Origin of the sequence: Clostridium sp. D53t1_180928_C8 (assembly GCF_015667795.1) — a bacterium.
In the GTDB taxonomy this organism is placed as follows: Bacteria; Bacillota; Clostridia; order Clostridiales; family Clostridiaceae; genus Clostridium.
Genome location: NZ_JADPEL010000045.1, coordinates 1 through 22,568, shown reverse-complemented (window position 1 = coordinate 22,568; position 22,568 = coordinate 1). Strand labels below are relative to the sequence as shown.

The 22,568-nt window shown below is 28.0% G+C and carries 36 protein-coding genes and 1 pseudogene; 5 read left to right on the top strand and 32 right to left on the bottom strand.

The features are described from left to right. From I4V51_RS17095 to I4V51_RS17020, 17 genes are all read right to left on the bottom strand, one after another. On the bottom strand, positions 1 to 716 hold a 716-nt coding region (locus tag I4V51_RS17095), incomplete at its 3' end, for a nucleoid-associated protein (RefSeq protein WP_195989637.1). 16 nt (positions 717 to 732) lie between these two features. Next, positions 733 to 975 (bottom strand): DUF3850 domain-containing protein, encoded by a 243-nt coding sequence (locus I4V51_RS17090; protein ID WP_195989636.1) that lies wholly within the window; start codon positions 973 to 975, stop codon positions 733 to 735. Positions 976 to 1,016: 41 nt separating this feature from the next. After that, positions 1,017 to 1,268, bottom strand: a complete 252-nt coding sequence (locus I4V51_RS17085; RefSeq protein ID WP_195989635.1) for a hypothetical protein — start codon at positions 1,266 to 1,268, stop codon at positions 1,017 to 1,019. 22 nt (positions 1,269 to 1,290) lie between these two features. Next, entirely contained in the window at positions 1,291 to 1,506 is a 216-nt protein-coding gene (locus I4V51_RS17080; RefSeq protein WP_195989634.1) for a hypothetical protein, read from the bottom strand. Between the two features lie 122 nt (positions 1,507 to 1,628). After that, complete coding sequence (locus I4V51_RS17075) at positions 1,629 to 2,570, bottom strand: hypothetical protein (protein ID WP_195989633.1); 942 nt, start codon at positions 2,568 to 2,570, stop codon at positions 1,629 to 1,631. A 55-nt stretch (positions 2,571 to 2,625) separates the two neighbouring features. After that, on the bottom strand, positions 2,626 to 3,030 hold the full coding sequence (locus I4V51_RS17070) for a single-stranded DNA-binding protein (protein WP_195989632.1): 405 nt from the start codon (positions 3,028 to 3,030) through the stop codon (positions 2,626 to 2,628). Further along, on the bottom strand, positions 3,023 to 3,148 hold the full coding sequence (locus I4V51_RS21420) for a hypothetical protein (RefSeq protein ID WP_279325457.1): 126 nt from the start codon (positions 3,146 to 3,148) through the stop codon (positions 3,023 to 3,025). The genes I4V51_RS17070 and I4V51_RS21420 overlap by 8 nt, the downstream gene beginning before the upstream one ends. Continuing rightward, positions 3,145 to 3,411: a hypothetical protein gene (locus I4V51_RS17065; protein ID WP_195989631.1), complete on the bottom strand. Its 267-nt coding sequence runs from the start codon at positions 3,409 to 3,411 to the stop codon at positions 3,145 to 3,147. The genes I4V51_RS21420 and I4V51_RS17065 overlap by 4 nt, the downstream gene beginning before the upstream one ends. Beyond that, positions 3,395 to 3,760 carry a hypothetical protein gene (locus tag I4V51_RS17060; RefSeq protein WP_195989630.1) on the bottom strand — a complete coding sequence of 122 codons (366 nt, stop codon included), beginning with the start codon at positions 3,758 to 3,760 and terminating at the stop codon, positions 3,395 to 3,397. Before I4V51_RS17060 ends, I4V51_RS17065 begins: the two co-directional genes overlap by 17 nt. 5 nt (positions 3,761 to 3,765) lie before the next feature. Continuing rightward, the gene (locus I4V51_RS17055; RefSeq protein WP_347708669.1) at positions 3,766 to 4,467 is read right to left on the bottom strand and encodes an ATP-binding protein; all 702 of its coding nucleotides are present in this window, start codon (positions 4,465 to 4,467) and stop codon (positions 3,766 to 3,768) included. Then, positions 4,436 to 5,233 carry a conserved phage C-terminal domain-containing protein gene (locus I4V51_RS21260; RefSeq protein WP_243281547.1) on the bottom strand — a complete coding sequence of 266 codons (798 nt, stop codon included), beginning with the start codon at positions 5,231 to 5,233 and terminating at the stop codon, positions 4,436 to 4,438. Before I4V51_RS21260 ends, I4V51_RS17055 begins: the two co-directional genes overlap by 32 nt. Before the next feature lie 85 nt (positions 5,234 to 5,318). Then, on the bottom strand, positions 5,319 to 5,648 hold the full coding sequence (locus I4V51_RS17045) for a hypothetical protein (protein WP_195989629.1): 330 nt from the start codon (positions 5,646 to 5,648) through the stop codon (positions 5,319 to 5,321). Position 5,649: 1 nt separating this feature from the next. Continuing rightward, positions 5,650 to 5,811: a hypothetical protein gene (locus I4V51_RS17040; protein WP_195989628.1), complete on the bottom strand. Its 162-nt coding sequence runs from the start codon at positions 5,809 to 5,811 to the stop codon at positions 5,650 to 5,652. Further along, entirely contained in the window at positions 5,783 to 5,962 is a 180-nt protein-coding gene (locus I4V51_RS17035) for a hypothetical protein (protein ID WP_195989627.1), read from the bottom strand. Before I4V51_RS17035 ends, I4V51_RS17040 begins: the two co-directional genes overlap by 29 nt. Positions 5,963 to 5,971: 9 nt before the next feature. After that, complete coding sequence (locus I4V51_RS17030) at positions 5,972 to 6,712, bottom strand: Rha family transcriptional regulator (protein WP_195989626.1); 741 nt, start codon at positions 6,710 to 6,712, stop codon at positions 5,972 to 5,974. Between the two features lie 200 nt (positions 6,713 to 6,912). Then, the gene (locus tag I4V51_RS17025; RefSeq protein ID WP_195989625.1) at positions 6,913 to 7,068 is read right to left on the bottom strand and encodes a hypothetical protein; all 156 of its coding nucleotides are present in this window, start codon (positions 7,066 to 7,068) and stop codon (positions 6,913 to 6,915) included. A gap of 271 nt (positions 7,069 to 7,339) precedes the next feature. Continuing rightward, positions 7,340 to 7,534: a helix-turn-helix transcriptional regulator gene (locus I4V51_RS17020; protein ID WP_243281546.1), complete on the bottom strand. Its 195-nt coding sequence runs from the start codon at positions 7,532 to 7,534 to the stop codon at positions 7,340 to 7,342. 158 nt (positions 7,535 to 7,692) lie between these two features. Here I4V51_RS17020 and I4V51_RS17015 point away from each other — a divergent pair, with 158 nt between their 5' ends. Both I4V51_RS17015 and I4V51_RS17010 read left to right on the top strand, forming a co-directional pair. Next, positions 7,693 to 8,040: a helix-turn-helix transcriptional regulator gene (locus I4V51_RS17015; protein ID WP_195989624.1), complete on the top strand. Its 348-nt coding sequence runs from the start codon at positions 7,693 to 7,695 to the stop codon at positions 8,038 to 8,040. A 104-nt stretch (positions 8,041 to 8,144) separates the two neighbouring features. Next, the gene (locus I4V51_RS17010; RefSeq protein WP_195989623.1) at positions 8,145 to 8,993 is read left to right on the top strand and encodes a hypothetical protein; all 849 of its coding nucleotides are present in this window, start codon (positions 8,145 to 8,147) and stop codon (positions 8,991 to 8,993) included. On the opposite strand, the gene I4V51_RS17005 is transcribed toward I4V51_RS17010, so the two are convergent. Further along, positions 8,971 to 9,165, bottom strand: coding sequence for a hypothetical protein (locus tag I4V51_RS17005; RefSeq protein ID WP_195989622.1), 195 nt, complete (start codon positions 9,163 to 9,165; stop codon positions 8,971 to 8,973). The two genes, I4V51_RS17010 and I4V51_RS17005, sit on opposite strands and share 23 nt — an antisense overlap. A 153-nt stretch (positions 9,166 to 9,318) precedes the next feature. On the opposite strand from I4V51_RS17005, the gene I4V51_RS17000 reads away from it, so the two are divergent. Then, a complete protein-coding gene (locus I4V51_RS17000) occupies positions 9,319 to 9,777 on the top strand; it encodes an ImmA/IrrE family metallo-endopeptidase (RefSeq protein ID WP_195989621.1) in 459 nt (152 codons plus the stop codon). A 34-nt stretch (positions 9,778 to 9,811) separates the two neighbouring features. Further along, positions 9,812 to 11,332, top strand: coding sequence for a recombinase family protein (locus tag I4V51_RS16995; protein ID WP_195989620.1), 1,521 nt, complete (start codon positions 9,812 to 9,814; stop codon positions 11,330 to 11,332). Between the two features lie 106 nt (positions 11,333 to 11,438). Here the strand turns inward: I4V51_RS16995 and I4V51_RS16990 are convergent. Beyond that, positions 11,439 to 12,395, bottom strand: a pseudogene (locus I4V51_RS16990) (sulfide/dihydroorotate dehydrogenase-like FAD/NAD-binding protein); the annotation flags it as partial. Here I4V51_RS16990 and I4V51_RS16985 point away from each other — a divergent pair. Continuing rightward, positions 12,390 to 12,839 (top strand): helix-turn-helix transcriptional regulator, encoded by a 450-nt coding sequence (locus I4V51_RS16985; protein WP_195989619.1) that lies wholly within the window; start codon positions 12,390 to 12,392, stop codon positions 12,837 to 12,839. The pseudogene I4V51_RS16990 and the gene I4V51_RS16985 sit on opposite strands and share 6 nt — an antisense overlap. A gap of 3 nt (positions 12,840 to 12,842) precedes the next feature. Here I4V51_RS16985 and I4V51_RS16980 read toward each other — a convergent pair whose 3' ends face one another. The 13 genes from I4V51_RS16980 to I4V51_RS16920 all read right to left on the bottom strand — a co-directional run bounded on the left by I4V51_RS16980 (position 12,843) and on the right by I4V51_RS16920 (position 22,325). Beyond that, the gene (locus I4V51_RS16980) at positions 12,843 to 15,203 is read right to left on the bottom strand and encodes a hypothetical protein (protein WP_195989618.1); all 2,361 of its coding nucleotides are present in this window, start codon (positions 15,201 to 15,203) and stop codon (positions 12,843 to 12,845) included. Next, positions 15,196 to 15,468, bottom strand: a complete 273-nt coding sequence (locus tag I4V51_RS16975) for a hypothetical protein (protein ID WP_195989617.1) — start codon at positions 15,466 to 15,468, stop codon at positions 15,196 to 15,198. Before I4V51_RS16975 ends, I4V51_RS16980 begins: the two co-directional genes overlap by 8 nt. Before the next feature lie 9 nt (positions 15,469 to 15,477). After that, positions 15,478 to 15,840 (bottom strand): hypothetical protein, encoded by a 363-nt coding sequence (locus I4V51_RS16970; protein ID WP_195989616.1) that lies wholly within the window; start codon positions 15,838 to 15,840, stop codon positions 15,478 to 15,480. Between the two features lie 367 nt (positions 15,841 to 16,207). Continuing rightward, positions 16,208 to 16,417 (bottom strand): hypothetical protein, encoded by a 210-nt coding sequence (locus tag I4V51_RS16965; protein WP_195989615.1) that lies wholly within the window; start codon positions 16,415 to 16,417, stop codon positions 16,208 to 16,210. A gap of 29 nt (positions 16,418 to 16,446) precedes the next feature. Continuing rightward, a complete protein-coding gene (locus I4V51_RS16960; protein WP_195989642.1) occupies positions 16,447 to 16,665 on the bottom strand; it encodes a hypothetical protein in 219 nt (72 codons plus the stop codon). Continuing rightward, the gene (locus I4V51_RS16955) at positions 16,653 to 17,555 is read right to left on the bottom strand and encodes a ParM/StbA family protein (protein WP_195989614.1); all 903 of its coding nucleotides are present in this window, start codon (positions 17,553 to 17,555) and stop codon (positions 16,653 to 16,655) included. Before I4V51_RS16955 ends, I4V51_RS16960 begins: the two co-directional genes overlap by 13 nt. A 159-nt stretch (positions 17,556 to 17,714) precedes the next feature. Next, positions 17,715 to 17,912: a helix-turn-helix domain-containing protein gene (locus I4V51_RS16950; protein WP_294173872.1), complete on the bottom strand. Its 198-nt coding sequence runs from the start codon at positions 17,910 to 17,912 to the stop codon at positions 17,715 to 17,717. Positions 17,913 to 18,245: 333 nt separating this feature from the next. Beyond that, positions 18,246 to 18,527: a hypothetical protein gene (locus tag I4V51_RS16945; protein WP_195989613.1), complete on the bottom strand. Its 282-nt coding sequence runs from the start codon at positions 18,525 to 18,527 to the stop codon at positions 18,246 to 18,248. 243 nt (positions 18,528 to 18,770) lie between these two features. Continuing rightward, positions 18,771 to 19,640 (bottom strand): DUF3037 domain-containing protein, encoded by an 870-nt coding sequence (locus I4V51_RS16940; protein ID WP_195989612.1) that lies wholly within the window; start codon positions 19,638 to 19,640, stop codon positions 18,771 to 18,773. Continuing rightward, positions 19,612 to 20,595: a HipA family kinase gene (locus I4V51_RS16935; protein WP_195989611.1), complete on the bottom strand. Its 984-nt coding sequence runs from the start codon at positions 20,593 to 20,595 to the stop codon at positions 19,612 to 19,614. The genes I4V51_RS16940 and I4V51_RS16935 overlap by 29 nt, the downstream gene beginning before the upstream one ends. A gap of 210 nt (positions 20,596 to 20,805) precedes the next feature. Beyond that, a complete protein-coding gene (locus I4V51_RS16930) occupies positions 20,806 to 21,708 on the bottom strand; it encodes a peptidoglycan-binding protein (protein WP_195989610.1) in 903 nt (300 codons plus the stop codon). 81 nt (positions 21,709 to 21,789) lie between these two features. Continuing rightward, a complete protein-coding gene (locus I4V51_RS16925; RefSeq protein WP_195989609.1) occupies positions 21,790 to 22,032 on the bottom strand; it encodes a holin in 243 nt (80 codons plus the stop codon). 2 nt (positions 22,033 to 22,034) lie between these two features. Continuing rightward, complete coding sequence (locus tag I4V51_RS16920; RefSeq protein WP_195989608.1) at positions 22,035 to 22,325, bottom strand: hypothetical protein; 291 nt, start codon at positions 22,323 to 22,325, stop codon at positions 22,035 to 22,037. Between the last annotated feature and the right edge of the window lie 243 nt (positions 22,326 to 22,568).

Here is a 22,568-nt window from a genome sequence, read left to right as displayed (position 1 = left end):
GTTTCTGTTCTACTATCACTTACTTGGCTACACTCTAAGAAACTATTTGAGAAGTAATTTGCTCCATATTCATCATCTACTCTTCTACCTTTGTTGTTGTCTAATACCCATAAATCAAATGTTTCTCCTTCTCTTATAGGTTTTATAAATGCAACTTTCTGTATTCTTTGAGTACTTCCTGGTAATGCTGCGCTATGTTTTATCAATCCAACACCTATTTTATTATCTATAAACTCTACTTGGTGAGTGAAGCTATTAACATAATCTAACTTAAGTATTCCTATCATTGGTCCTTGGTCAGTTATTATTGATGTTATTATAAGATCACAACTTGGAATATTAATATTACCTTTCATGATTATAAATAATTGTCTTGCTAGTTCCTTAGATACCTCAATGATATCACCATCTAATCCATTTAAATAATCTTGAACTATTTCTCTAACTATATTTCTTTCTGAATTGAATACTGCTGGTACTAACTCATCACTCTTAAATGCTTTTTCTATATGCTTATATAAAAATCTGTAGGTATCTTCAGTTAACTCTAAAGTGTATTCGTTTAAAATAGGTTCTGATGCATTAACCTCTAATACATGAATTACTGCATCTTGTATATTAATATCATTAAATCTATCCCCTGTATCTATAGAGAACCTTTGCTCCTTATATTCAAATCCATTTTTCTTTTTAGTTTTATTTGATTCATATATCATAAATTCTTTACCTCCATTATTTAATTCCTAATACTACATATCCTTCTGGAACATATCTCTTTTCATCTTCATTACGACCTAAAATATAAGTTATAGTTACATCACACTCAGCATATTGTAATCTTCCATTTTCATATTCAACCAATTTCAAAGTATCTCCAACCTTAAATGGTCTATCATCTTTTCTGACCTCAAATGTTTTCTTTCCTTTGCATACTGCCTTAAAGTATTTACTTTCTGTTTTTAATTCATGTACCATTTTCACCCTCCATTTACTTCGCAATATATTTGAATTGCGAATTAATCTTCTTCCTGTTCTATATAAAAATCATCAACATAACTTTGCTGAATATTTCCACGTCTTGCTATATCAATCATTCCCCAATCACAGTCTGTTATTTCTGCTACTTCTTCTCCATTTTCATCTACTAAGCTAATAGGACAACAAGCATCAAATAACTTCTCTTTAGCTTCTTCCTCACTTTCTGCTTCAATTCTAAAACCTAATCTAGCAGTTATACTTACTGCTCCATAAAATTCTTTCTTAGCCATTTTACTTCCTCACTTTCATTTTTTATTTATATGCTCTATTAAATATTGAATCCGTATTTTCTTTTAAATCTTGCAACTCCACTTTATTTAATCCATCAAATTCATACTCTTTGACTTCTACTCTATCTTTTCCATATCTACTTTTTAAATTTTCAAAATTACTCATTGCTACTAACTCATTACCACAAACAAGCCTTAACTTCCCATCAACATATATTTTAAATCCTTTACTCTTCACACATTCACTTCCTTCGCCTTAATTTCAAATTATTCGCTAAAACATTATAAAATTGCTTATAGTTACTTGAATAAACTCTTTATTTTCTTCAAGTATACATTTCTCAATATCTCGTATATATTTCAAACATTATTATTCCACCCTTGCTTCTCAATCATAGTAATCATTAAATTCACATCTAACCTTTTCTTCTTTTTCTCTATTGCCCTTGGTGATCTATTTAATTCTATTGCTAATTCTTTATTACACTTTTCCTTATTTTTGAACAAATACAATTCCTCTTGCATTGTCCATATTCTAGTTTTAAAATTTTCATCTGGATTTATCTTTAAAATTCTTATCTTATCTATAACTGTAAACTCACTTTTATTTAACTTCTTAGCTATATAATCACTTGAATATCCTTTTAAAAACAACTCCTTCAACTTATTATTTTGTTCCCTAGTCCAACCTTCCTTATTATTTCTTGGTACTGGTCTATATGGACAATTAAGTTTCTGTAGCCTTTTTTTTATTGCTGGTTCAGTTCTTCCAAAATCCTTAGCTAGATCTGATAATGTATATCTATAGCTTTTAACTTTAGATATTAATAAATTATCTTCTTCTTTGCCCCATGCTCTATTATTATTTATAATTTTTAAATTATTTTTATCTAAAATACGTTTTTCCTTAACCCACATTGGTTCTTTACCAAGTGAGTTTTCCTCTAACTTATTAAACTTCACTATTTCTTTATTTTTTTCAGCCCATTCCCAAAATTCATCAATATTTATAACTTTATAAGCATGATTTAATTTCTTTTTAGTCTTAATAGGACATCCATATTTAATATATCTATCTAAAAACCATGTATATGAATTGTTATATCCTAAAGCCTTAATTAATTGATTAAAAGTTATATAATTACCTGAATCAAGATGTTCCCCTAACCCTAATTTTATTGCTTTAGATCTCACAGCATTTATTGTTCTATTAAGATTTTTTGATATTGCTGGAATACTTTTATTCCCCCAACTATCTTCTAAATAATTAATTTCTTCTGTAGTCCACCACTTTCCTGACATATTATCACCTCTTTAATTCAGTAGCTACAAATCTGCAGCTACTGATATTTATTTTTTAAAATGGCATATCCCCATCATCTACTGGAGTCATATCTCCAAATCCCATTTCTGAATTACTTGCTGCTGGATTATCTTCTAAATTTGCTACATTATTGCTGTTTCCTATAAACTCAAATCCATCTAATACAACATCTGTTGTATATCTTTTTTCTCCTGCATTATTTTCATAACTTCCAGTTCTTATGCTTCCAGTAACAGCTACTTGTCTACCTTTTAAAACATATTGTGCAATTGTTTCTCCTGTTTTACCAAATGCTACACAATTAATAAAATCTGTTTCATCTTTCTTAAAAGGTCTAGTTACTGCTAATGTAAATCTACAAATTGCTGTACCACTACCTGGTGCATATCTTAATTCTGGACTTTTAGTTGTTCTTCCAATAAGTATTACTTTATTCATTTTTGTTACCTTCTTTTACTAATAATTTTGTTGCTTTATTTAATGCTGCTTCAAGTGTTAAACCATTAAAATAATAATATTCTGTTAAATCACAAAAAACTTTTTCTATTACACTCATTCTCTATTTATCCTTTTAACTAATTTTTTTCTAATTCTAAACTTCTTAGTTCTTGATAAAATCCTAGATAAATGTAATTTATCTTTATCTATAGCTGATACCCTACTAATATCATTTAAACTCTTATACTCTTCCTCTATATCATCAACTTCATTATCACTAAATGGAATTTCTATATCAGATTCAAATACAAGCTCTTGATTTCCAACACCCTTAAATTTAAACTTAATTTTCTCTATAATGCTTTTAATAGTTTTTATCACTATTATCCCTCACCCTCATTTCAATAAACTTTTTAAACTTCCATTGCCTATCATTAATCAACTTATTGTTATGCTTTATAAGCTGTAATCTAATATCAATTCCATCTTTAGCTAACATAATTAATCCAGTCATACATATTTGAATTACATCCAATAACTCTTGAGCTAATAGGATCCTATGCTTTTTAGCCTTTAATCTGTCATTTTTATAAACTCTAACTTTTTCTATTTCCAATTCACTTTCTTTTACTTCCTGTAACAATAAATTTCTAAACTCTATTAAAGTTAAATCTTTATTATCTAATCCAAGTTTCTCTGATTTATCTAATAAATACATCTTTAAATCCATAAACTTTAACCCCTCAATCTGTAATTATTTTCTTTACCTCTTACCTCAACTACAAAATCTTTAGACATTTCATATATTCTACTTCCAATTGCTTCGTCAAAACTTAACATTTCCTCAACCAAGTATTCTGTGCTACATATAATAGGTAATTTATTAATATATCTATGGTTTATTATTTCAAACATTATATTAATATCAGTTTCATTCACTTTACCTTTGAATAAATCATCTATTAACAATATTTCTGCCATTTGGTACTTGCCAACTAAGTTTTTGTAATATTCTTTATCTAAAATATTTTGTTTTAAAGTAGTTATCACGCTTCTATATGGCATATACACAACCTTTTTATTATCTTTTTTTATAAAGTTATTTGCTAATGCAATACTTAAATGTGTTTTCCCTGCTCCTGGCTGTCCACAAAACAATATTGAGTTATGCTTAGTTTTTTCTATATCTTTAAATCTTAAATAGTAATTAGTAGTAGCTCCCTTCATATTCTTAGTTAAAAAATTCCAAGGTTCATAAGTTTTAAATGTTTTATCTAAATCATCTGTTTTTAACCCTGATGCTTCCCACTGTTCTTTTACTTTTATAATTTCATAACACTTACACCTTTCTACGACTTTCCCATTACTATCTAAAATCCATGTAGTATCTTTGCATTTATCGCAATTATATAAGTTCTTCTGCCCTTCTTCTGTCATCCTCGCTAAGTTCATATTCTTTGGGTTCTGTATCGACATTGAAGCTTTTCTTATCCTTTCCAGAACCCCATCTATTACCGAATTTCCCGTTGCTATATTGTCCATTCCCTACACCTTCTTTTTGATTTAAATACCCTTCAAACTTTGTTCCAAATAATGTTTCAGGTCTTAAATATTTCTGCATATCTGTATTGGCCCATTCTTTAACTTTATTATCAATAACTTTTATAAAATCATCTTCAGTAAATCCTTCATTTATTCGTGCTTTAATTAAATCTTTATTTTTCTTAGTATTGCTTCTATATCTTGTATCAGCCTTTTTATTTAAATAATCTATAATTCGGCTATATATATTAATACTTGTAATATTAATACTTGTAATATTATCCGTATCTTTTTTGATACCACCCCTAGTATCTTTTTTGATACCACCCCTAGTATCTTTTTTGATACCACTATCATCACCATTTAAATCTGAAAATAATCCATTGTTATTTAAAAATAATCTTCTTTCTTTTACTAATTTCCCATCATATATTAAAACTGATTTTAAATAACCTTTATCTACTAAGTCTTTTATATTTCGTTTAATGCATAATACTTTAACTCCATATAATTCAGCAAAATAGTTATTTGATGCCCAACAGTAACCTTCTTTATTAGTTAATGCTGTTATTTCTCCATAGAGTAACTTAGCTTTGTCTGATAGCTCTGAATCATATCTAACATTAGCTGGTATAATTGCATAATAATTTGCCTCTGCCATTTTCTTTTCCCTTCTGTTATAATAATAATGATTATTTTTATTTGGACTTACCTTTAGTTTGGTCGCTGAGGTATGTCCTTATTTTTTATCTTCTAAAATTCCATAAAACTTTTGTATGGATGTTATAAAAAACAAACGACTCTGGTGTAGCTCTTTCAACTAAAAAATCTCTTGGATTTAATCCTTCATTCGTTAAAAATTGTTTTTGTTCTCTAGTTAACTTTTGCAACTTCTTCATATCCAATCTCCTAACTACATTTACTGTATTATTAACAACATTTAAAATTTTATTATCTGTATATTTAACTCCTATATGTTTCCCAAACTCAATATCATCTCTAACCATCTCAAGTAATAGTTCATACTCCTGATGTGTAAGCTCTTCATGTAATTCAATTAATTTAGCAAATAACATATCATTTACCCTCCCTAATTTCTATTTGTCTCAACTCATCCTTTAAATGCTTGATATGAGAACTATAAATCTTTTTTAATTCTTTTGAACAATTAGCATCATGTCTATAACTTTCAAGCTTTTTTATTCTTTCTTTAAGCAACTCTTTTCTTTCTTTTCTCACTATGTTCACCCCCTTTCAAGTTTGAACGTGAAGATAAAATTTTATTTATACCTTCTAAGATTGATAAAACTATAGCTATAGCTCCAACTATTATCCCTAGAACTATTGGAATTACAAAACTAAATAATCCCCACCAATTAAACCCTTCCATAACTATCTCCTAAACTGCATAATTTTCATCAGATAACTGCTGATTTAATAAGTAAATATCATTTATTAAGTAAATTGGTGCTTTATATTTAGCAACTATCTCATGGGCCATATTAAGCTGACTTCTCTTAATAGCTTCATATCTACTTACTCCAAACTCTCTTCTAAGTTGTTGCTGAATATCTGAATACACCTTACATCTAATTGATCTATTCTTATATGCTAGTGAACCTTTACCACCTAATATCTCAACACCTTTTCTTTTAACTGCAGCTTGAATTTCCTTACATTCTACATTGAAAAGTGGCATCCCATCTTTTAGTTCCTTAACTTCAACTTCTAATTGTTGTTGCTTAATATCTAGAGCAAATATAGCTTGTACCTCTTTGCTTAAATGTCCATATGGATATTTACTAGCTTGTTCCATTTGATTGAATGCTTCTATATACTTAAGCTTCCATGTATCAGCTTTAGGCCCTGTAAAGCCCATAACTATAAATGTGAATCCATCTCTTGTTAGCAAATATTCTTTATACTCATTTCCGTTATGATGATAGGTTGTAGGTATAAATAACTTTTCAACTGAACAATTTTGTTCAGTTAAACTCATAGCTTTATTTTCTATCGCTCTAACAACAACTCTATGATCTTTACCAAAATCCTCTGCTACTTGTCTACTTGTTACTACTAATTCACCTTTATCATTTTTACTTACTACTACATCTTTATGAGTATGTTTTACATTTTCCATAGTTTTACCCTCCATTACTTGTATATTCAACGGTCTTTTTCGCCATTGTGATAATTTTTTAAGGCTTATCGCCTTTACCATATTTTTATTAACTTTTTCTACAACATTTTTCGCACTACTTCCCAAAATAAAAGGCCTTTCAGCCTACTTATCTTAAATACCAGTTCCTTAATTTTTAATACTTCCATAACTTTCTCCTCCTATTTAGTTAAAATACTATTCATTGCAGCACTTACTATACTTTCTTTAATCTCATCCAATAATGAAATCGTAAAGTTAGGTGTTGCTTCTGGATTAGCTTCAATTATCTTTTCTACTATCTCCTTCTTCAATTGATTTCTTTCCTCGTAATTCATTTTCCCCTCCTATATTTACTCTATCTTTATATTTTTCGTATAGAGCGAGCATTGTTTCTGTGAAGATCTTGGATGTATTTTCTGTCATCTCAACTTCACAATGCAAAATTCTCCTTCTTGCTGCCATGTCCAATCCCCTTAATTAGTTTTTTTATATAATATTCAAAACTTTACTTGTTTGATAAAGCTGTTTTAAAATATTTAATTATTCATAATTTTTCTTTTATTAGTAAAAACTAATTTGATAAACTTAATCACACGTTAAGTGTTTTTAATTTTCAAAAAAAATTTTGTCAATATCACTATTAGCAAATTTACTTTTGAACTTAACTAAAAAATTATAACTTGGATTTCGTAATCCCAATTCTACTTTTGAGTAATAACTAAGAGTTGTGCCTAAATATTTAGCCATCTCTTGCTGTGTTAAACCAAGAGTAATTCTGAAATTAACTAATGAATTATTCAATTTTCCACCCCCTAACCACACTTTTTGTGTAGCTTATGTTATAATAATATATCACACCTTACGTGTTGTCAATGTTTTTTTACACATTTTGCATGATTTTTTATAAAACAACACCATTTGTGTTAAAATTGTTAATTATATGCAAGGAGGAGTTTGAAATGATAGGTGATACTATTAAAGAGCTGAGAGATGAAAAAGATATAAAGCAAAAAGAATTAGCATTATATTTAGGAGTTTCTCCAAGCACTATTGGGATGTATGAACAAAATCGTAGAACTCCTGATAGTGAAATGATTTTAAAACTATCTGATTTCTTTAATGTCAGTACCGATTATCTTCTTGGTAAAAGCACCATAAGAAATCCTCAACAAACAGATAGAGAAATTAGAAAAAAAGAAGTAGAAACAATAGCAGCTCATTTAGAAGGTAAAGATATTACACCAAAGAAAATGAAGTTAATTAAGAATTATATAGATGCTTTATTTGATGATTTTGATGATGAATAATAATTAAGCCTTATGGCTATTTATTTTTAACTTTAACACGAAGTATGTTGAGTGAAATGTATTTCGTGTAGATAAAATAATTTATAAAAGGGATGGGATAAAATATGCAACATTTTATTTACTTAAATACAGACATGTTAAATTCTTATTTATCACAAATTAATGATGGAATTGTAAATAAGGTTCAATCAGAAAGTTATGATGAGGTAACTAATGCTTCTAAAGAAACAGTTGTTACTAAAGAAGGTAAATTTCAAACTGATTTAGGAATTCCTGGATTCTTTACGATGAAATTCACTGAAACACCTGAAGGTGTTAAAACTGCAAATGCCTTAACTCAATTAGAATATGGTAAAGAGCTTATAGAAAAAATGTTACACGATAATGCTTTGCAACAATTTATGAATTATTTAAATAAAAACAACTTATTAAAATCAATTGATAATTGTGATTTAAATGACTATGTTTCTTTTTCAGGTAACTATAACTTAAAAGATTTAGATTATATTTTATCAGTTTATACAGATGAATATATTAATTTTTTAGCTGATAATTCTGTGAAAAATCTAAATGCATCAGAAAGTGTAAAAAAACTTGCTAGGAAGAAAGAATTTGACGCTCAATGTGATACTAGAAGAATATTTAGAATTGCTAAAACAATGCTTCCAAGCGCCAAATTCATTGAATGTTCTGACTGTTTTGTCCCATTAGATGATAATTTTTTAAGAGAATCAACTAAATCAATTCGATTTAATTATACTGGAAAAATATCTATTATCGGTAAATATGTTAGTACTCTTGAAAAATCTGTTTCAGTTGGTATTGATGAAACATCTTCTTTTGGAAAAATATTTGCTAGTTTAGATGATGTAAATAAAATATTTTATAATAGTAATTTAGGAATTCCGTTAACAAATAAAGTAATTCTTCCTATTGCTTTGTATTTTGAATAGACTTTCTCAAATTATTAATTCTACTTTGAGAGTTAGAAGTTTTTTCTTTTAGCTCTCTTTGAAACTTAATACTTTTTTCAGTATATTCACTGCTTGTATGATTATCTATGTTATTTTCTATTTTAGTTAATTGCTTATCCATAATTTTGTGAATTCTTTTTATAAATGACATAATATCACTTCCTTAAACTGTAATTAACTATATATTACTATAATAATCATAAAAAGTGAATGTTATACTACTAAATTTTAAAAGTTAGGCCTTCAGCCTTTTATTTTTTAACCTTTAATCGAACATACATTCAAGTAAGAAAGGGAAATTAAAATGGAATATGAAAAACTTATGATTAAATATCAAAAAAACGTGAAAATTAAAGAAAAGCCTTTAAAGTATGGGTTCAAAGGCTTGTATAAAAACAGAAAAATAATAATAGATTCTAATATAGAAACTAATTCTGAAAAGGCTTGTATACTTGCCGAAGAACTTGGACATCACTTCACATCATACGGTGATATTATAGATCAATCCAATATAAATAATGTCAAACAAGAACTAAGAGCAAGAGAATGGGCTTATGAAAGATTAGTAGGCATAGTTGATTTAATTACTGCATATAAAGCTGGAGTAAAGAACAAATATGATTTAGCTGAATTCTTAGAAGTTCCGGAGTGGTTTCTTTTAGAAGCAATAGAACATTATAAAGCTAAATATGGTACATACTATAAAATTGATAACTTCCTAATTTATTTTAGTCCTAACTTTGGAATAATGGAAATTTTTTAAGCTAATAATATAGTAATGTGTGAGGTGAATTAATTTGAAAATTGCTATATATAGCCGTAAATCTAAAGAAACTGACACTGGTGAATCTATACAAAATCAAATAAATATGTGCATGTCCTATTTTAAAAGTCAATATGAAGACTGTGAGTTTGAAATATTTGAAGATGAAGGATTCTCTGGTAGTAATATAAATCGTCCTGCATTTAAAAGAATGATGCAACTAGCACGTCATAAACAATTTAATATAGTTGCTTGTTATAAAATTGATAGAATTGGTAGAAATACTTTAGAATTTCTTACTGTATATGAAGAGTTAAAAGAATATGATGTAAAGTTAGTAAGTATAACTGAACGATTTGATCCAGCTACACCAGAAGGTAAAATGATGATGAATATGCTTAGCTCTATAGCTGAAATGGAAAGAATGAATATTGCTAAGCGTGTAAAAGACAATATGGTTGGACTTGCTAAAATTGGGCGTTGGAGTGGAGGTACTCCCCCTACTGGATATAGGAGTATAACACTAGAAAACTCTAATAATAAAAAAGAAACTTATTTAGAGCTCATACCAGAAATGGAAGAAAAAATTAAATCAATTTTTATAGCTGCATCAGAAGGGTTGACCACTTTTGCTATTGGAAAAGAGCTTGGTTACTCAGCAAAAACTATTTATAATATTATTACTAATCCTGTATATGTACAATCTACCAAAGAAAGTGCTTCATACTTAGAACATTTAGGTTATAAGGTATATGGAGAATTAAATGGCAATGGATTTATGCCTTATAATAGAAGGCCTAGAAAGAACGGTAAGAAACTTTATAATACCAATGATAGATTTGTTTCTGTAAGTACACATAAAGCTATTATTGAGCCTAATTTATGGATTAGAGCAAATGATAATATAATATCAAGAGGACAAGATGCTAGACCAAGGATATCAACACATTCTTTTTTAGCTCATATGGTAAAATGCAAATGTGGAAGTGGAATGTTTGTATGGCAAGGGAAAAAAGATAAATCAGGTAATATAATATATTATTTTATGTGTTCAGCTAAAAAGAAAGGTTCTGGATGTGATTCTTTAACTATTAGAGTTAATGACGTTGAAGAATCTGTTTTAAATGAGTTAGTAAAAATATCTTTAGATAAAAACATCCTAAAATATTATATAGAAAATAAAAATAAAGGAATAGATTACTCTAAAATAATTAAAAATATAAAATCTGATATTAATAAAAAGACTAAAGAAATTAACTCTCTAACTGAAAAATTAATTTTAATAGAAGGTCCTGCAGTTAATATTATTACAGATAAAATAAATTTAATTTCTAATGAGCTAACAAAACTAAATGAAGAGTTATTTAAAACTGAAAGAGAAAAGATATTCCAGGAGCAAGATAATATTAATATTGATGAACTTCATGCTGCTATAGTTAATCTAGTTAATATTTTCCCTACTCTAAATATGGAGGATAAACAATTCTATATTAAGAAAGTAATTGATCATGTTGATTATAATGGAATTGATAGTATAAAAATTAAATTAAATTAAAGAAAAGCTGACTTATTGATTTAAGCCAGCTTTTCTTTATATATTTTATACTGTAATTCTAACTGGACTGCACAGCCTGCCCATCCTCCACCAACAACTACTACCTTCATATTAATCTCCTCCCCTCAAAAATACCTCTTGGACTAGCTTGTACTTTACAGAATCTCTTTACTCTATGGCCTGAAAATCTAGCTGTACAACTTCCACATACACCTTCACCACAACACATCTTAAAATTATTACAGCATGATAAATCTATGTCTTGTCTTTCTAAAGAATCTAAAAAATCAATAACACTATAAGTTAATATATCTGCTCCTGCTATATGAATTAAAGATATATTATTATATTTAATAAGAGATTTTATAGCAACCTTCCCCTCCGGTGATAACTCTCCCTTTTCTATTAAGTTCATCTCCTGAGGTACTATATTAAATTTATCTAACCATTCAGTAACATAAATATCTTTAAAGGGTTGCTTATCTACTATAAGTGTCACATTGTTATCATTTTCTATTAACCTTTTAATTACTGGCATCATAGGAGCCATCCCAATACCTCTAGCAATGACTATAGTATCATTATTTTTTTGTTTTCTTATGTTTTTTAAACCAAATACCCCATTCCAATATGGGCCTCTTATTGTTATATTTCCTCCAGTCTCTATATTTAATAATTGCTTAGTTTTTATTCCTCTTATTTCTATCATTATTGAAATTATATTAGTTTCAATATCTGAATCTAATATTGAAATAGGAACATCAAAATATACATTTTCTTCGCTTCTGACAAAAATGAAGCTACCAGGTCTTGCTAAATCAATTACAAGCTTATGTGGCGCTTCAAACTTAACTAATAATACATCATCAGGATATAATACCTTTTCACTCACTTTGCACTTATATACCTTTCTTTGTTCTTTCGCTTTATTGCCATTGTCATGAAATTCTTGATATATACATACTCCCTTCCAATTTAAGCAATCACAAAAATGACTTCCTTGTAGTTGTGAACAAAGAATACATTCTCCGCTTTCAGCTAAATGACATGGACATGCTTGAGTTACCTAAACGCACCTTTTTGGTACAAGCTAGAAATAGACTTAAAAAAGCTAAATTTAATAGAAAATCCAATTACAATATCTGATTATTTAAGATATTATAGAAAACTTTACAATCTATCTAGAAGACAATTAGAAATTAATTCAGCTATTTCTTTGAATGCAATTAAAAGTTATGAGGACAAGCATATATATCCAACTAGAGAAGTAAGTAGAAAATTATCCAATTACTTTAATCTTAATACAAAATATTTTTTTGATCCATTTTATGAATACGAAGTTAATATTGTACAAGCCCTTAAAGATTATCGTGGAAATAATACATATAAGGATACTGCTGCAATAATTGGTGTACATGCTCACACATGGCGTGATTGGGAAAATGAAAAACATGCTATAACTAGAGAAAATTTTTATAAATTAAAAGGACTAGGCATTTTGCCTTAGTCCTTAAAATTTAGGTAAAGAAGTTATAAACTTAGCATATTGATTTCCATAATTCACAACATTAATACTTGTATGAGGTTTTAACTTCATTCCCTCTTCTATAGTAAATGGAAGTATTTCTTCTCTTAAAGTTTCAAGATTTTCCTTTTCCGTTCCAGCAATCAATACATAACTTGCCCCTGAACTTTTTAGAGCTATCAATAATTCCCTCATTTGCTTCAGATAATGACAACTTAATATCAATCCAAGTCTATGCCTTCTAAATTCTGTAATATGATTACTTAAAAACCTAGCTGTTGTAGGTACTTGATGTACTTCATCAAATATTACATTACATAGCCTAGCATCTTTATTATTTTCTCTTAACTGTACTGCAAGCCATATTCTTGATATAAAGAAAGTAGTTAAAATATCTCTCGTATTTTGATTAGGAAACTTAGTTTGTGGTATATGAATAAAAATACTCTTCCCCTCTTCTATCCACTTAGTTAAGTTATCATCTTTATTTATTTCTGCACCTAACATAGCTTTTATAAATGGATTTTTCTGAAGTATTACTATTCTATTAAGTATCCCAATTATTAAATTTTCTCTAGTCCCTATTATCTTTCCTTCTTTATCTCTCTCGTGAAGCTCTTCAAGATCATAAAATATATCATCATCTTTTTCAAAACACCCACTATATTTAGCATATCTTATAGCCTCATTTCTTTTATCCCATCTTCTTAATACTAAAAATACATCATTTATAGTTGCACCTGGCTTTATAAAAGTAATCATACTTGCTGCATGAAGATATCTTATCATTGGAGCAGTTAACTCTCCAGTACCTGTATCAGTAATTGCATTGATTAAATACTCTACCTGCTCAGATATAAGATTAGCATAATTTATTCTATCCCAACTATCCATATTTTCAGTAATTAAATTACTGACTTCATTATAAGCTAAAGCTGGTATATAATCTTTATTCCCAAGTTCTAATATGATTTTATCTTTAGTATCTATTACTTCTTCTATTTCTTTAGATGTTTGACAATTCTCTATAAAATCTATAACTATATTACTATATCCAGCTTTATAACAATCTTTAACTGTTCTTTTAACTGCAGTTGTTTTACCTGCGTTCTGTGGTCCAATAAATACTTTAGCTAATGCCATTACATTTTTATCCTTGCTCCAATAAGTAGTAATCTTTTTACCTTGCTTTTCAGCTATTCCTATTCTAACTAATCCATCTTTTAGTTGCTCTGGTATATCAATCTCTCTAGTATCTATGCTTTGTATCTTATATTCGTTTTGTAGGTCCTTCTGTGGTAATTGAATAAGCTTAGACACTTCCTTATCACTCAATATGCAATGTTTAGATGGTTTAATATAGTTTTCCATTACATCATTAAATAAGTTTTCTTGCTCCTTTTTAGATAGCAATTTAACAACTAATGAATTATCACTATTTAAATCTTTATAACTATTTGCTACAGATAACATATTAAGCTTTGCCCTAGAATTATCTAAACTGCTTGATAAAATAGATATTCTAACTTTGAAAACTTCAGATATCATTTTATAATTAGTTTCTGATGATAGACCTGAATATTTATTAGCTTTTTTTATCTCCTCTAAACTATCTATTTTTAAGTTAATATTAATTTTATCCTCTTCTTTGTCACTAGAAATAATCCCCAATACACTTTCTAATAAAAGTAATCTCATTTCTATATAAAGATTTACTATTGCCTCTGCTCCAGTAAAACCAAGCTTTATGAGTTCATCTTTTTTATTTCCATCATTATTTACTATTTTCCCACTTTCATATTGCTTATATTCATCCTTGGCTATATCTACCCAATTACTTCTTTTAGTTGGCTCTATAGCTATATTAACTCTTATAGTTTCATCATCACTCAACATCTTTAATATACCCATCATATTAGTAAGTGGATATAAATCCCCTCTACTAACTGATAAACTTTTAAAATTATAATCTTTAAGTATTAATTCACAAACTTCTGTATTTTTAATATTCATCCTTTCTATATTATCAACTTTAGTAATCTCAGATTTATCCCAAATAGTATCCATTTTATTTTTTAATAATTCTTCAAACTCTTCTTTTACGGATAGATAAAAATTTGCTTGTCCTTTTTTGAATAATATATCAAAGTAGACTTGATTAGGTAATTCATATCCTCTTTGAAAAGAAAATCTTTGTCTAGGTGTTTTATAAATACTAGAAAATACATTAACTAATGCTATATTGTTATTATTAGTTAAATTATAATCAGGTACTATTTTATATATAGTAAATGGATCTGCTCCAGTTTCATAAAAATACTCTTTTTGACTTCCCTTCTTAAGCACCTAGAATCACCTTCAATAAAAAATATATTACTATTGATAATGATGATATTTTTGTACCTAACTTTTTCTCTCCTGCAATTGTTATAAATACTCCTATCATACACGCTCCTGCAAAGACTGGTGTTAGTCCAATTAATCCAGCTCCTAAACCTCCAAGTATTTTATCTCCTATCCATAAAACACCCTCTTTAAGTTTAGATATTAATCCATTTGCTAATTCCTCACCTAATCCACCTTCATACAAAGCTATATATATTTTTTCCATAAAATCCTCCTAAAATATTTTTAGACTTTTAATTAAAGAAAAAATTTGTGGTATAAATTGAATACCTATATATCCACCAATAGCATACTTAATAGTCTTTTTACCTTCATGCTCATTACCTGCCATCATACTTAAGAAACCTTTAACCATAAAAGCATAACTAAAAGGCTCTGCTAAATCTTTAAGTACATCCAATAATGGTTCTACCCCATTAGCTATAGGTCCTGCCCATGCAACTGTAGTCATTCCATTTACCATTATTAAAGTAACTGCTGCTTGCATAACAGTTTTATCTACATCTATTTGAATTTCTTTAACCTTAGCTGGTTTGTTACCTTTAGCTTTTGAACAGTAAAATCCTACTACTTGCATTACTTTTCCCCCTTAAACTTATCTATTAATATCTTAATTTCCTTATATCCAATTGCACATCCAATAACTACCCCTATAAATAGTTTTAATGCGAATTCCATAAATTCAACTCCTATTTATTAATTATTTAATAATATTTATAAAAAGTGTCATCTTTTCTATATGTCATTGCATACACTATAGCAAAGCGTTGCGATAGTTAATTAGCCTAAGTACACCATTTTGAATAAAACCTCTTAAATTAGTTAATACTATTAATAAATATCTAATTGGAGGTCTTATTCATGGGTTGGTTTTTAACTGGTTTATTTTTATACCTATGGTCTCAATCTTAGTTAAGTCTACCTCCTAATCCAGGTAGACTTTTTTATTTGATTTTATTAAAATGATCTACTAGTTTATATAACTCATACTCTTCTTCCATACACATTCTGTGTAAAAGAGTAAATTCATCTCTAGTTAATATACATTTTAGTTTACTTATAAGTTCATATTCTCTCTCAAACTCCTCTTCTACATACTCATTTACATAGTAATCACATGGCTTATTTAATATATTTTCTAATAAATCTTTCATGACTATCCCTCTCTTTAATATTTAATTAACTATATATCCATTAAATCTTCATCATCATTTTCTTCCTCATATTTAGTAGATTTACTATTTGTATTTATTACTTGTATAGCATCTGGTATTGGTAATAATCCTCTTAAAACATCTTTTATATATGCAGCAGGATTAGAATATTTAAGAAGTTTACTATAAAGTTCTAGATCCTCAACCTTACTTTGATTAAATTCTATAGGAATTCTTAATCTTGCCATAACTTTTCACCAACCTTTTTGTATCCAATGGCATTACTGAATAAATTATTATCTACCAATTCAGAGTTTGGATAACGTTTTTTTATAGAATTAAAAAATGTTGCTCCACCGCCACCTGTTACTAAAATAGGAGCTGTTCTTGCTGGATAAGAAATATTTAATTCTTTAAATACCTTTTCTATATTTCTTTTAATTATAGGTTTTAAAAATGAGATATCCTTTTTTTCGCCATCAATTTCTAAGCCATTTTTTATAATATCTTCTGCATTTTCAATTTCTAAACCTAAAGTATAAGTACTATTTATTTCATTTATAAGATCTGTATATATATTTAACATTCCTACATCTAAGCTAGTACTTTTTGAAACGCTTCTCTTCTTACCTGCTTTAAGTAAGGCTATATCTGTTGTTCTGCCTCCTATATCTAATACTATTAATTCTTTAGTTGATAGTTTTTTTCTCTTTTCATATTCTAGTGAATAGTAAGTGGCAACTCCTTCTGGGAATACTGCTGCATCTGAAATATATAGTTCTCTTTTTTCACCATTTAGTTTAAACTCTAAAATTTTATTATCTTCAATTATTTTTAGTAAATCTTCCTTTTGAGTTTTATATTGACCTATTGGTAATCCAGTAACTACTCTTACAAATTGTTCTTTAGTGCTTAATCCTAATGCTAAACACATCATTGGAAGTAAATTAACTCTCTTTGTTTTATTTAAATTAGTATCATAATTACCTTCTCCTATAATAAAAAGTTGATTATTAAATTCAATTTCATACCCAGTAGTTATTAAATAATCATCAGCAGTTGTTAGTTGAGATGGAATTATTATCCCTTCACTTGTCTTTAGGTTACAACACCCAAAATCAAATCCTATAGTATCCATAAGACTCCTCCAATCTTAATTTTCTTGGCTTCTTTGTAGCCTCATGATATATATGTATGTCTAAATCACTTAAAAGTTTCCAATTAATTTAGAAAAACAGAAAATATTTTTTATTTTTTTATTTTATTTGTAATTCTCCAATAAAAAAGACATCTAGTATCATTCAAAATACCAAATGTCTTCAACTTTTCTATTTAATTTTTTAGCTATTATCATAGCCAACTCTAATTTAGGCCTACTTCTATTTGCTTCCCAATTACTATAATTTTTTATATCCGTATCTATAAATTTTGCAAATTCCCCTGGAGCCATCATATATTCCCTCATACGTATTTCTTTTAATCTATTCTTAACCACTTCATTATCACCTCAAAGTCAAGTATTGTTTGTTTATTTTTTTAACCTTCTTATATATTTTATTCTATGAAGCGATTAAATTTCCTTTTATTGGTGATAATTAGTTATGAGGTGATATGTTGAATATCTTTAATAAGAATATGAATGAATTTGAGTAAATTCATTCTAATATAATAAACGAATTTATTGAAAAAGAGTAGGTTTATCCTACTCTTTTTATGTAACAATATATTAAAATTACTCATCCCCCTACTCTAAAAATTAGAATTTATCAGAAACGTGTGGACATAAACTAAACAACGTTGGCATAGCCTGGCTCAACAAATATGTTTTTTAGAGGGCATCTTCCAATTCCTCTTCAGAGTATCCGAAAGTGTAATCTTCATCTTTACCATGTGAAGCCCAAATTAATGCGGCGTCATAAACACTTAAAGATTCACTTTCATCTTCATCATCGTCATCATCTAAACCATAACGGCAGTTTTCGCAGTACATTTCACTGAAAACATATTTTTTGGTTAAAGGCGTTCCACATATCGGACAAGATGGAGTTTCTCCAGTATATGCATTTTCTTCTTCCCAACTTTTTGTTTTAAAAATATCAAACAAACCCATATTGATTTCCTCCTATTTTTATTTATAATAAGGCAATCTTGATAAATTCCTATTTATCAAGCGCAATATAATACAATTATAAGTTAATTATATCATGTTTTCTAAATTTAATTCTATTAGTTAAATAATTTCAAATCTAATATGTAAATATAGATTGTTGTTCTTTGTGAACTTTTTAAAAGTTTCATTATGATACTTTTAATTTTTGTTATAAAAGAAAAGATCAGAATAATCTGCTCTTTTTTACACTACCAAATCTAATATTTGGCCTTCCTTCTCTATATGGTCACATAAATTGTTTATGCTTTTATTATCTTCAATATCACACAATTGTAAGTTCCCATATCTATTTTGTAAATACTTAAGTAAATGCAACGTGGAATTATCTTCCAATATATCTGAATATTTATATATAATATATAAATTAGAATCATTTTTTGCATCTAAAATTAATTGTATCTTAGAAAACCAATCAGCATTTCTATTTTTGCTAGTTATCTTAGGTATAGTTTGCATATAATTCCACTTTCCATTTTTAAAAGTAAAATCTATTTTAACCTCTAAATCATCTAATTCTTTAATAGGTTTAATAACAAAATCGCTGATAACCTTTTTAGTTAATTTATCATTACTAGAAAATATTTGTTTCATATATTTTTTCGCATTTAAAGTAGTAGCTTTATCAATATCTATATTAGACTTACCTACATACCTTTTAAGGAGTGTATTAAATAGCAAATCTTCATCCGCTGTTATTGCTATATTTTCTTTAGATAAATGTAGTGGTTTATTTAAATAATGATTGTATAACTTATTTATAAAATCGCTCTCTAAATAGGAAGATATATATACTTCTCCAACTATCCCAGCCATATCTTCTTTGCATTCTTCAATATAATATTCAAAAACATCTTTGTAAGACTTATATGTTTTTAACTCTACTTCATTCTCAAGTATACCCTTTAATTTAATAGAATTCTCATCTAAAATATAATATTTAACCTTTGCATCCTCATTGCTATAAAGTACTACTCCTATATTTACAACTTCTCCTCTTATTTCATCTGGCTCATATCTAATAATACTATATACAATTTTCTTTTTCTTCTCCATATTTCAATATTCCTCCCCTAAAATTAGTGAAAGCATTTTGGTTGGCTAATAATTGTATTATATGTTCAACAACAAATTTCTGCTTTAAAATAAATTTTATGTAATAAGCTGTTTGAATATCCCTATTTATAAACCATTCGTCCGGAATATTATCACACCAACCTCTTATCATATCTTCTTCTATGTTTCTTATATTATTAATAACATCACTAAATGAATGATTTTCAACATCTTCTAAATCAATATGTTGTTCTAATGCTCCAAAAACTGTTCCAGTCCCAAATGCGCCTGTTCTTCTTACTTCTCTAAGAATTTTTGTAGCAAATAACTCTATATAACCATCTGTAACTTCTGATAGATTTAAGCAATTTATTTTTTCATCATTCCATATTGGACCAAAAAAAGAATGTCCATTGTCAATTGCATAAATTCTACGCTTGCTACTACCATTATCAATTAATACATTACCCGAATTTACATATCTGTCAAAATTAGCAATCAATATATCAAAAGCTAGTATCTTTGAAACATCCTCTTTATTTTCAATATCTCTAAAAAACTTTTTCCAACTTCGTTCCATATAAGGTTTTTTCATCATTATTAATTCTTGGTAATTTTCATAAATATTATTCTCAATTTTTTCAAGTTTTTTTGTAGCAAAAAATTTTCCTCTTTCAAATCTATAAGAAAATCTTATTGTAGGATCATAATCAACTAATTCTTTGCTTATTACTGCCACTACAGCTTCTGGCATAGGAACACCTAAATAATTCCCAATTTGAAATGCTAATAATTCGTTTAAAAACATACAGTTATAATTAACAATATGTCCGTTTTCATCAACACTCTCATTTTTTATAATATATTCTTGAAAATCATCTCCTATTACTAAAGCTGGCCTAGTAATCCCTGCCCCCATAGGCCTAAGAAACATCTGTACATCAATTTGTTTCATAAATTTCATCCCCTTATTATAAATTTTTATTGTTATAGCTGTAATCTGTGATATAATAAAGGTAAACAATATAGAAATACCTTTATATTTAAACCGCTTTGAATTGCAGATGGAGCGGTTTCTTTTATTTTACAACAAATGTGGTAAACTTGTCCACAAAATAAAAAAAGGCTAGTAAGTAAGATTTCTCCTACCTACTAGCCTTAATAATTATAAATTTAATAATTTTCTCCAAGTATTTTGTCCTACAATTCCATCTGGTGTCAATCCATTAGCTTTTTGGAATTTTACTACTGCATTATAAGTTGCTGCTCCAAAAACTCCATCTGCTCCATATTGTCCTAGATTATATCCTAAGTTTATTAATTTTTCTTGTAGCAACTTAGTGATATTTCCTCTTGCACCTTGTCTCATAATCGGACATCCCTTTAATGTGTTTGGTCCTGGATATCCATCTACTTTTTGATTGCTAAATCCTTGCATATTGCATTCTTGTTGTAATCTCCTTACCCAATCATCACCTGTTGAAGTTAGCGTATTATTAAATACAGGAATTGACTCATTTGTATTATTATCTGGTATAGTGTTAGTTGTTTTATTTACTATAGCTTCAGCTATAACTTTACCAATTGCATCTGGCCCAAGTTTTCTATATAACGCAACGTCATCAGTAGCCTCAACAAAACAAGTTTCAACTATCATAGATTTCATACTTGTATTTCTTAATTCATACAGTCCAGTTCTAATTTTTTGACCTCTATTTTTAAATCCTAATGATCCTAAAGCATCAACCACTCTTTGAGCTATCACATGTGTAGAATAAACACATACCTCACTTCCTAATGCTCCATTGTAAGAATCATAAGCCTTATTAAAGTGTATAGATACAAATAAATCAGCTCCCCAATCATTTGCTTTATTAACTCCATAAGCTAAATCTGCTGATGATGTTGAAATTGAATCTGGTGGAGTTACATCTAAAACTTCGTTACCTAATTGTTTTAAATATTTTATAACTGCATCTTTTACTTTTCTATCTTCTGTTAACTCATCTAGTATACCTCTTGCCCCTGGAACTTTTGGACAATGTCCACCTCTAACTGCTATTTTCATATTAACACACTCCTTTTAATTTATATTATGAAAAGTTTAATATTATTGTTAATTAAAAAGAGAGCCTATTGGCCCTCTAAATTATTCTTTATCAATTAATTTGTCGCTCACTCCTGGAATATAAGCATTTGTATTTTCAGTTGGATCATTAAGCAATCCTAATAAAATTAAAATTGAACATATAGTTTGTACAATGCCTAAAATCTTTTCTGAATCAATATTTAATCCAAATTGGCATAATAATGATACTAATAAAGCTGCTAACGAAAGGATTGTTCCCTTATTATTTAATCTTGTTAAAATTGACTTTAATACTTTTGACATAATTAACACGCTCCTCTTTCTTCTTCTAATCCATCAATACGCTTATGCGCTGATTTTACACTTTCTTCATTTCTTATAACTCTCTCTTTAAGTTCTGTTACTTCTCTATCCCTAGCTTTATTATCTAGTCTTATTTCATCAACTGCTGTAGCTATATAATCTAGCTTGGCTCTAGTTTCAGCTTCCTCTCTCGTATCTGCTCTAATGTCATATCCTCTATTTCTTTGAAATGTAGCATAACTTATAACAGCTCCTACGATTGTACAAGCTAATGCAACGCTTATTGTTTCCATCTTACACCTTCCTTTTATTTTTTTGTATTAAAAAAGAAGCTAGATTTTACTCTAACTTCTTACTTTATTTGTTTATTTTAAGTTTTTAATGCAATACAAACGTGCAGTATTGCATTGGATTTGAAGTCTTTATTTGCGACGCAACTATCTCTCGTCTGCTTTTAAATTTTACGAACAATATAAATCAATTGTGAATTAAATTTAAGCTTTGCTATCAAATATTTCACATGAAAAATCTGTTTG